At 42.6% G+C, this 3109-nt stretch carries 3 protein-coding genes; all 3 read left to right on the forward strand.

Translation table 11 applies throughout. From position 1 onward, the window contains the following. The first annotated feature begins 193 nt into the window (after positions 1–193). Genes AFK68_RS04310 through AFK68_RS04320 form a run of 3 tightly spaced genes read left to right on the forward strand, consistent with a single transcriptional unit; the run spans position 194 to position 3091 of the window. The gene (locus AFK68_RS04310) at positions 194–547 is read left to right on the forward strand and encodes a hypothetical protein (RefSeq protein WP_094670730.1); all 354 of its coding nucleotides are present in this window, start codon (positions 194–196) and stop codon (positions 545–547) included. Then, positions 544–2019 (forward strand): GMC family oxidoreductase N-terminal domain-containing protein, encoded by a 1476-nt coding sequence (locus tag AFK68_RS04315; RefSeq protein WP_094671739.1) that lies wholly within the window; start codon positions 544–546, stop codon positions 2017–2019. The genes AFK68_RS04310 and AFK68_RS04315 overlap by 4 nt, the downstream gene beginning before the upstream one ends. Before the next feature lie 4 nt (positions 2020–2023). Beyond that, positions 2024–3091: an NAD(P)-dependent oxidoreductase gene (locus tag AFK68_RS04320; RefSeq protein WP_094671740.1), complete on the forward strand. Its 1068-nt coding sequence runs from the start codon at positions 2024–2026 to the stop codon at positions 3089–3091. Positions 3092–3109 lie beyond the last annotated feature (18 nt).

Raw genomic sequence — 3109 nt, forward strand, 5'->3', positions numbered from 1 at the left:
AAATAATAAAATCACTAACTAAATATATCTGTTTTCATTTTATTTTTTTTGTAATCTAAGTTATTTCCCAACAACTCTAATATTCGGTTGGCTAATAACATATACTTTGATACTCTGGCTCAACAACCAAAACCTTATTTAGTAAATTCAATTTTTGTCTGACTCCATAAGAATATTTCTATAAAAACTAATAATGAATTTTGAATCAACTATATCTGCACTTTGTTACACATTTATTAATAAACACTCAGACAAACATCAGTCTCCGTTACACTTCCCTAATAATCAAGTTGTTGAGTTTGTCAGAGCGCAACATAGAAATATGCCTGATTACCTAAAACTACCACTGTTTATCCTCACAGCTATTTTTGATTTGTGGTCAATCATCAGACGAGGTAAAAGGTTTCATCAACTTCCACCGACTATCCGAGTACATCAGATCGCAGCTTGGAAAATGTCACCCCTAAGAGTTTGTCGTGACTTGATGCGATTTTACGAAAGCTTAACTATATTCAGTTATTACGCGAGCAAGGAAAAATTGACATGACAGTATGCGAACACAACATTCTCACTGAGCCAGATACTGCTCTCAACTGCGAAGTTGCTATTGTTGGTTCAGGTCCCGGAGGCTCTGTTACCGCGGCCACCCTTAGTAAAGCTGGACTCGACGTTTTACTGATTGAAGAAGGTGCTTATTTGCCCTTGGAATCATGTGCCCCCTTTTCTCAAGAAGAGATGGTACAGAAATATCGGAATCGCGGCCTTACTGTTGCATTTGGCGCTCCCAAAATCCAGTACGTTGAGGGAAAGTGTGTCGGTGGTGGCAGTGAAGTCAATAGCGGACTCTATCACCGCACTCCCTCCGACGTTTTGGCTCACTGGCGAGAAAAATTTCAGGTGCAAAATCTGACCGAAGCAGAGCTTGAACCTCACTATGAAGCCTGCGAAAATGCCGTTAGCGTTAGCTATCTACCTGGTAAACCCTCCCTAGCTTCTCTCAAATTGCAGGAAGGCGCAACTCAGCTTGGATGGCAATCCCAGGAAGTACCCCGTTGGTTTAAGTATGAGTCAAATAACGACTGCAGTGTTCCCCTCAAAGGAACTAAGCAATCTATGACGAAAACTTATGTGCCTGAGATGCTACGCACAGGGGGTAAAATTCTCGCCAACACTAAAATTAAAATGCTCCGTCATCTGGGCGATCGCTGGATTCTACAGGGACGTTATACCGATAGCTCCTCTTCATACCAAATTAAGATAACTGCCAAAACAGTTTTTATTGCTGCCGGAGCAGTACATACATCAGCACTGCTACGTCGTAGTGGCATCACTCGGAATATAGGCAACGCCCTACAGATGCACCCCACTGTGAAAGTTGTTGCTCAATTTTCAGAACCCGTTAGCTCTGCACAATTGGATGTAGCCGTCCATCAGGTTAAAGAGTTTGCACCGCAGCTAAGTTTTGGAGGTTCTATAAGTTCGCTCCCCTACCTACAGCTAGCCATGGTTGATTACCCTGAGTACGCCCAGGAGGTAAATCAGCACTGGCAAAATATGAACATCTACTATGTCTCACTGCTGGGAACAGGTAGAGGTACTGTTCGTTGTTTACCAGGATTTGACGATCCGTTGGTGCGCTACAATTTGCCCTCTGATGATTTGAAGGTACTAGCTAATGGTCTGAAAAATCTATGTCGGTTATTAATGGCTGCCAAAGCTAAAGCGCTGTTTCCACTGATACCAAACGCAACTAGATTGACTCAACTAGCTGAGATAGAACAGCTACCCCAACAACTGCCCTCAGATACCAGCTTAATGACTGTTCACTTGTTTTCATCTTGCCCAATGGGAGAAAACCTAGACTTATGTGCTACAAACTCCTTTGGTAAAGTTCACCGACAGGAAAATCTCTATGTAGCTGATGCTAGTTTGCTCTGCACTGCTCCAGGAGTGAATCCTCAAGGATCTGTGATGGCTATTGCCCGACGAAATGCTTTACATTTTTTAGAAGAGAGTTAGACTTATGAATTTTGACACATCTTTAGTTTTAGTAACGGGAGCTAATGGCTGGCTAGGATATAGTCTAGTCAAAGCGCTGGTTGCAGGACTGCCAGACTGTGAAGCCCTGCGATATCCACAGCCAGATCTCACAATTCGCTGCTTTGTGTTACCAAGAAGTGACGAGAAACCTCTCAAAGCACTTTCCAAACACATAGAAGTTGTATCCGGAGACCTGCGTAACCCAGAAGATTGCGAGCGTTTTTGTCAGGGTGCTGAAGGGGCGATTTTGTTTCATACAGCAGGAATAATTCATCCCCAAAAAACTGATGAATTTTATCAGATAAACGTTATGGGAACTGAGAATATTCTGGCAGCAGCTCATCGTGCCTTGGTTAAACGAGCAGTAGTTATGTCTTCAAACTCTCCCTGTGGTTGTAATCCTCATTCTGACCATCTATTTGATGAAAGTTCTCCCTATAATCCGTATATGGGATATGGACGATCCAAAATGCAGATGGAGTTAGCCATTAAAACATTTTTTGATGCTGGAAAAATTGAAACCGTTATTATCCGTGCGCCTTGGTTTTACGGTCCCTATCAGCCACCACGGCAAACACTGTTTTTTGAAATGATTAGAAGTGGCAAGTGCCCAATTGTTGGTGATGGTAACAATTTGCGATCAATGGCCTATACTGATAATCTCTGTCAAGGGATGATTCTAGCAGGGATTACTCCCGCAGCCAAGGGGGAAACTTATTGGATTGCAGATGAGCGGCCTTACACGATGAATGAAGTGGTTGACACCGTTGAAAATCTCTTAGAAACGGAATTTCATCAAATATGTCGCCACACACGTCTGAACTTGCCTAGTTTCGTCAGTGAAATCGCCCTGTTAGTAGACGGGAGTTTGCAAGCAATAGGGGTTTATCAACAGAAAATTCATGTACTTTCTGAAATGAATAAAACCATTGCCTGCTCAATTGTTAAAGCGCGACGAGAGCTTAGTTACCAACCTATGATTGACTTAGACGAAGGAATGCGTCGTAGTCTGAGATGGATTTTTAATAACAAGAATACAACTGCTTCTTGAGTAGGGGAGTAGGGGAGT

Origin of the sequence: Hydrocoleum sp. CS-953 (genome assembly GCF_002260545.1) — a bacterium.
GTDB lineage: Bacteria > Cyanobacteriota > Cyanobacteriia > Cyanobacteriales > Microcoleaceae > Trichodesmium.